The organism is uncultured Roseicyclus sp. (genome assembly GCF_937892565.1).
Taxonomy (GTDB): Bacteria; Pseudomonadota; Alphaproteobacteria; order Rhodobacterales; family Rhodobacteraceae; genus Roseicyclus.
On sequence record NZ_CALAHQ010000101.1, the window covers coordinates 1 to 5,394 of the forward strand.

A 5,394-nucleotide genomic window follows, 5' to 3' on the forward strand; every position below is an offset into this window, starting at 1 on the left:
CGCGACCCCGATGTCCTCGACACCTGGTTCTCCTCCGGTCTTTGGCCCATCGGCACGCTGGGCTGGCCGGAACAGACGCCGGAACTCAAGCGGTATTTCCCGACCTCCACGCTGGTCTCTGGCTTCGACATCATCTTTTTCTGGGTCGCCCGGATGATGATGATGCAACTGGCCGTGGTGGGCGATGTGCCGTTCCGCGATGTCTATGTGCATGCCCTTGTCCGTGACGAGAAGGGGCGCAAGATGTCGAAATCCATCGGCAACGTCCTCGACCCGCTGGAACTGATCGACGAGTTTGGCGCCGATGCCGTGCGCTTTACGCTGACCTCGATGGCGGCGATGGGGCGTGATCTGAAGCTGTCGAAAGACCGGATCGCGGGCTATCGGAATTTCGGCACCAAGCTGTGGAATGCCGCGCGTTTCGCCGAGATGAACGGATGTCATCCGGTGGCGGGCTTTGACCCGGCGTCGGTCACGCAGACCGTCAACCGCTGGATCGTGGGCGAAACCGCGCGCGCGCGCATGGCCCATGACGAGGCGCTGTCGGGCTACCGCTTCAACGATGCGGCCGCCGGGCTTTACGCCTTTGTCTGGGGCCGCGTCTGTGACTGGTATGTGGAGTTTGCCAAGCCGCTTCTGGCCGAAGGCGATGCGGCCGTGATCGCGGAAACACGCGCGACCATGGCTTGGGTCATCGACCAGTGCCTGATCCTGTTGCACCCCACCATGCCCTTCATCACCGAAGAGCTTTGGGGGGCCATTACCCGGCGTGACACCATGCTGGTCCATGCCGATTGGCCGACCTATGGCGCCGAGTTCATCGACGCGGACGCCGACCGCGAGATGGGCTGGGTCATCGGGCTGATCGAGGAAATACGATCGATCCGGGCGCAGATGCATGTGCCTGCGGGTCTCAAGGTGCAGCTTTTGCAGGTGGAACTCGATGCGCGCGGGCAGGCGGCTTTTGCGCGCAACGCGGCCATGATCGAGCGGCTGGCGCGCCTGTCGGCGGTCACGCGGGTGGACATCATGCCCAAGGGTGCCGTGACGGTTGCGGCCGAAGGCGCGGTCTTTGGCCTTCCCATCGCCGATCTGATCGATGTGGCCGAAGAAAAAGCCCGGCTGGAAAAGACGCTCGAAAAGCTTGGCCGTGAAATCGGCGGGCTGAAGGGACGGCTTGGCAATCCCAAATTCGTTGAAAGCGCCCCCGAAGAGATCGTGGATGAAGCCCGCGAGAACCTTGCCACCCGCGAGGAGGAAGCGGGCAAGCTGGCGGAGGCGCTGGCGCGTTTGGCCGCGATCGGGTGAGCCCGGATAAACCGCGGTTTTGTCACCCGAAAAGCGCGCGTTTTTCGGATGTGGAAATCGCGGGATTTTCGCACCATGCCGTGCTATGCTGCCGATCATGTCACGCTGGCTTGAACGTCTTGCCGAACGGCGCATGCTCAAGGCCCGGGCCGAAGGCAAGCTTTCGGGTCTGGCCGGTGAGGGCAAGCCTTTGCCCGAGCACCCAGAGGCACCCTTTGTGGATGCGGGCGAAGCCGTGGGCTATCGCATCATGGCCGAACACGGTGCCCTGCCCGAGGAGGTGGGGCTGCGCAAAGCCCTTGAGGCCGCGAAGGCAGACTATGCCCTCACCAAGACCGAGGCCGACAAGCGCACAGCCATGGCCAAGATCGCCGAGCTGGACATGAAGCTGTCCATCGCGGTCGAGGCGCGGCGGAAATTCATGCGCTGAGGGCTGCGCCCCTCAGGCGCGATGCGCGCCTGCGGCCAGCCCGGCAACAAAGCCCGCGATCTCTGCGACCGATTTGCCGGACGCGATCTGGGCCACGATGGCAGAACCCACGACACAGCCATCAGCAATGCCTGCAATCGATTGTGCGGCCTCGGGCGTCTTGATGCCAAAGCCCACGATCACGGGAAGGTCGGTCTGGGCCTTGATGCGCGCGACCTCGGGGGCGACATCGGCGGCCTGCGCCTCGGCGGCACCCGTGATGCCGGTGATCGAAACGTAATAGACAAAACCGCTGGTGTTTTGCAGCACCTTGGGCAGGCGCCTGTCATCGGTGGTGGGGGTGGCCAACCGGATGAAATTCAGCCCGGCCTTTTGCGCGGGGATGCACAGTTCGTCATCTTCCTCGGGCGGCAGGTCGACGATGATCAGGCCATCGATGCCTGCCTCTTTTGCCTGCGCCACAAAATTTGCCACGCCGCGCGAATAGATCGGGTTGTAATAGCCCATCATCACGATCGGGGTGCTGTCGTTGACCTTGCGCAATTCGCGCGCGATCTGGAGCGTCTTGTCGAGCGTCTGACCGCCTTCGAGCGCGCGTTGGCCAGCCAGCTGGATGGTTTCGCCATCCGCCATGGGATCGGTAAAGGGCATGCCCAATTCGATGATGTCCACGCCCGCGCCGGGCAGGGATTTCACGATTTCCAGTGACGTCTCGTAATCGGGATCCCCCGCCATGACATAGGCCACGAAAGCCTTTTTGCCCTCGGCCTTCAGCCGTGCAAAGGTGGTGTCGATCCGTGTCATGGCTGCCCCTGTGTCAACTTCGGGCTTGGGTGTGGTCCAAAGGGCAGAGAAAATCAATGGCCCTTTGGACCATCCACAGCCCTTGTCAGGCGCCAAAAACGCCAAGGCAGCGCCACGGCCGCCACACTCAGCCCAAGACAAAAGCCGATCCAGACCCCGACCGCGCCCAATTCGACAACAAAGCCCAAGACATAGCCCGCCGGCAGGGCGATGGGCCAATAGGCGATCAGCGAGATCAGCGTGGGCTGGCGCGTGTCCAGCATGCCACGCAGCGCCCCCAGCGATGTGGATTGCACCCCATCCGAGACCTGCATCGCGGCCACGGCCAAAAACAGCGTCGTGGCCAGCGCCACCACCTCGGGGTCGTCCGAAAGCAGGTTTGCAATGGCGTGCCCCCCGATCAGGAGAACCGCCATCACCGCCAGCATCCAGCCCGTGACGATCATGAGCGCTGCCTTCAGGATGGGCCGCAACCGGGCGCGTTCCTCTGCCCCCACCGCCAGACCCACGCGGATGGATGCTGCCCCCGCCATGCCGAGGGGGAACACATAGGCCATGCCCGCCACCGCATGGACGATCTGATTGGCGGCCAAGGCCGTGGCCCCCAGCCAGCCGATCATCACCCCGATCAGTGCATAAGACCCGCCTTCGCCCGCATAGCCCAGCACCAAAGGCGCCCCATCGCGCCATTGTGCCCTGACCCGTGCCGCCAGACCCGGCGACTTGTGCCGGAACGCCGCCAGGCTTCGCGCCCGCGACCAGACCAAAAGCGCGACCGCCAATGTGATCGCTTGCGCCAAAAGGCTGGCCAGACCCGCGCCGGATAGCCCTAGCCCCGCCTCATAGATGAAAAGCTGGTTGAGCGGGATGTTCAGCACGACCCCAAGATAGCCCAGCCCCACCCCGGTCCAGGGCCGCCCGATGGTGTCGAACAGCCCCTTGAGAACAAAGAATACGGTCGTGGGCACCAGCGTCACGGCGACCAGCCCCCAATAGAGCGGCACCGCCGCGATCACCTCGGGCGGTTGGCCGATGGCGCCCAGAAACGGCAACAGCCCCACCATCAACACCGCAGCCACCATGCCGCCCAGCGCGCCAAGAACCAGACCCGCGCGCAATTCGGCACCGACCGCGCCCGCATCACCCGCCCCATGGGCTTGTGCCACACGCACACTGGTGATCGTGATGATCCCCCAGAGCGAAGCCAGAAACACGATCACCACCGCCGAAGCGATGCCCACGGCAGCCAGCGGCACGGTGCCAAGCGGCGCCACCATGACGGTATCCACGACCCCCATCAGCGTGGCTGCCGACAGCCCGACCATCATCGGCAGCGACAGCGACACAAGCGGCCCGATCTCGGCGCGCAGCGGGCTCGGTTCGGGGTGGGGCAAGGGTGGCATGGGTTTGTCCGTCTGTACCATCATCAGGCCCCTGCGCTGCAGTGTTTGGGTCGTGTGACCGCGCCCCCTGCGATGCGGAGACGATCTTTGCGCACGCAAGCGGTGCTGCCGCCGGCGCAGCGGCATCCCCCTAACAGGCTCTGCGGCTTGACGCCATGCCCTGACCCACCCTAGATGCGCGCGGATCGCCAGAAACAAGGGATGCGCAGATGGGTTTCAAGATGGGCATCGTGGGGCTGCCGAATGTCGGCAAATCCACCCTTTTCAATGCGCTGACCCGTACAGCGGCCGCACAGGCGGCGAATTTTCCCTTTTGCACGATCGAACCGAATGTGGGTGAGGTCGCGGTGCCCGACCCGCGGCTTGACCGGCTGGCGGCCATGGCGCAATCCAAACAGATTGTGCCTGCGCGCATGACCTTCGTCGATATCGCAGGTCTCGTGAAGGGCGCCTCCAAGGGCGAGGGCTTGGGCAATCAGTTTCTGGCCAATATCCGTGAAACCGATGCCATCGCCCATGTGCTGCGCTGTTTCGAGGATGGTGACGTGACCCATGTTGAGGGGCGCGTCGATCCCATTGCGGATGCCGACACGATCGAGACCGAATTGATGCTGGCCGATCTGGAATCGGTTGAAAAACGGCTTGCGAACCTCAGCCGCAAGGTGCGGGGCGGCGACAAGGATGCCGTGGCCCAGGAGCGCCTGCTGAAGGAGGCGCAAGCCATGCTGGAGGCGGGCAAACCCGCACGCCTGGTGCCCGTCGCCGAGGATGATCAAAAGGCGTGGAAAATGCTGCAACTGCTGACCTCCAAGCCGATCCTTTATGTCTGCAACGTCGATGAAGCGTCCGCGGCGCGCGGCAATGCGCAATCGGCCAAGGTGGCCGACATGGCCCGCGCGCAAGGTGCGGCCCATGTCATCATCTCGGCCCAGATCGAAGAGGAAATCGCACAACTCGACCGCGAGGAAGCGGCGCTGTTTCTGTCCGAGATGGGGCTGGAGGAGGCTGGCCTCGACCGGCTGATCCGGGCGGGCTATGGGCTCTTGGGGTTGCAGACCTATTTCACCGTCGGACCCAAGGAAGCCCGCGCCTGGACGATCCGCCAAGGCACGCTCGCCCCGCAGGCCGCGGGCGTCATCCATGGCGATTTCGAGCGCGGTTTCATCCGATCCGAAACCATCGCCTATGAGGATTACGTGGCACTGGGTGGCGAAGCCGGCGCCAAGGATGCCGGCAAGATGCGGGTCGAGGGGAAAACCTACGAGGTCAAGGACGGCGACGTCCTCCATTTCCTTTTCAACGCCTGATCCCTCCGATTTCCGCTTGTCGCCGCCGCTTGCCCCGATTAGACCGATCAGCGGAGACGTGGCCGAGTGGTCGAAGGCACACCCCTGCTAAGGGTGCAGGCGGGAAACCGTCTCGAGGGTTCGAATCCCTTCGTCTCCGCCA

General features: G+C 64.0%; 5 protein-coding genes and 1 tRNA gene. 4 read left to right on the forward strand and 2 right to left on the reverse strand.

Annotated elements, in window-relative coordinates; genetic code table 11:
• A partial coding sequence (locus Q0094_RS14000; RefSeq protein ID WP_297620878.1) for a class I tRNA ligase family protein occupies window positions 1–1,308 on the forward strand: 1,308 nt, incomplete at its 5' end.
• A 97-nt stretch (window positions 1,309–1,405) separates the two neighbouring features.
• Window positions 1,406–1,738 carry a DUF1992 domain-containing protein gene (locus Q0094_RS14005; RefSeq protein WP_297620881.1) on the forward strand — a complete coding sequence of 111 codons (333 nt, stop codon included), beginning with the start codon at window positions 1,406–1,408 and terminating at the stop codon, window positions 1,736–1,738.
• A gap of 12 nt (window positions 1,739–1,750) precedes the next feature.
• Here the strand turns inward: Q0094_RS14005 and trpA are convergent, their stop codons facing one another.
• Complete coding sequence (trpA, locus tag Q0094_RS14010; RefSeq protein WP_297620884.1) at window positions 1,751–2,542, reverse strand: tryptophan synthase subunit alpha; 792 nt, start codon at window positions 2,540–2,542, stop codon at window positions 1,751–1,753.
• Between the two features lie 53 nt (window positions 2,543–2,595).
• Complete coding sequence (locus Q0094_RS14015) at window positions 2,596–3,966, reverse strand: MATE family efflux transporter (protein WP_297620887.1); 1,371 nt, start codon at window positions 3,964–3,966, stop codon at window positions 2,596–2,598.
• A gap of 188 nt (window positions 3,967–4,154) precedes the next feature.
• On the opposite strand from Q0094_RS14015, the gene ychF reads away from it, so the two are divergent.
• Both ychF and Q0094_RS14025 read left to right on the forward strand, forming a co-directional pair.
• Window positions 4,155–5,252 carry a redox-regulated ATPase YchF gene (ychF, locus tag Q0094_RS14020; protein ID WP_297620890.1) on the forward strand — a complete coding sequence of 366 codons (1,098 nt, stop codon included), beginning with the start codon at window positions 4,155–4,157 and terminating at the stop codon, window positions 5,250–5,252.
• Between the two features lie 52 nt (window positions 5,253–5,304).
• Window positions 5,305–5,394 (forward strand) — tRNA-Ser (locus tag Q0094_RS14025).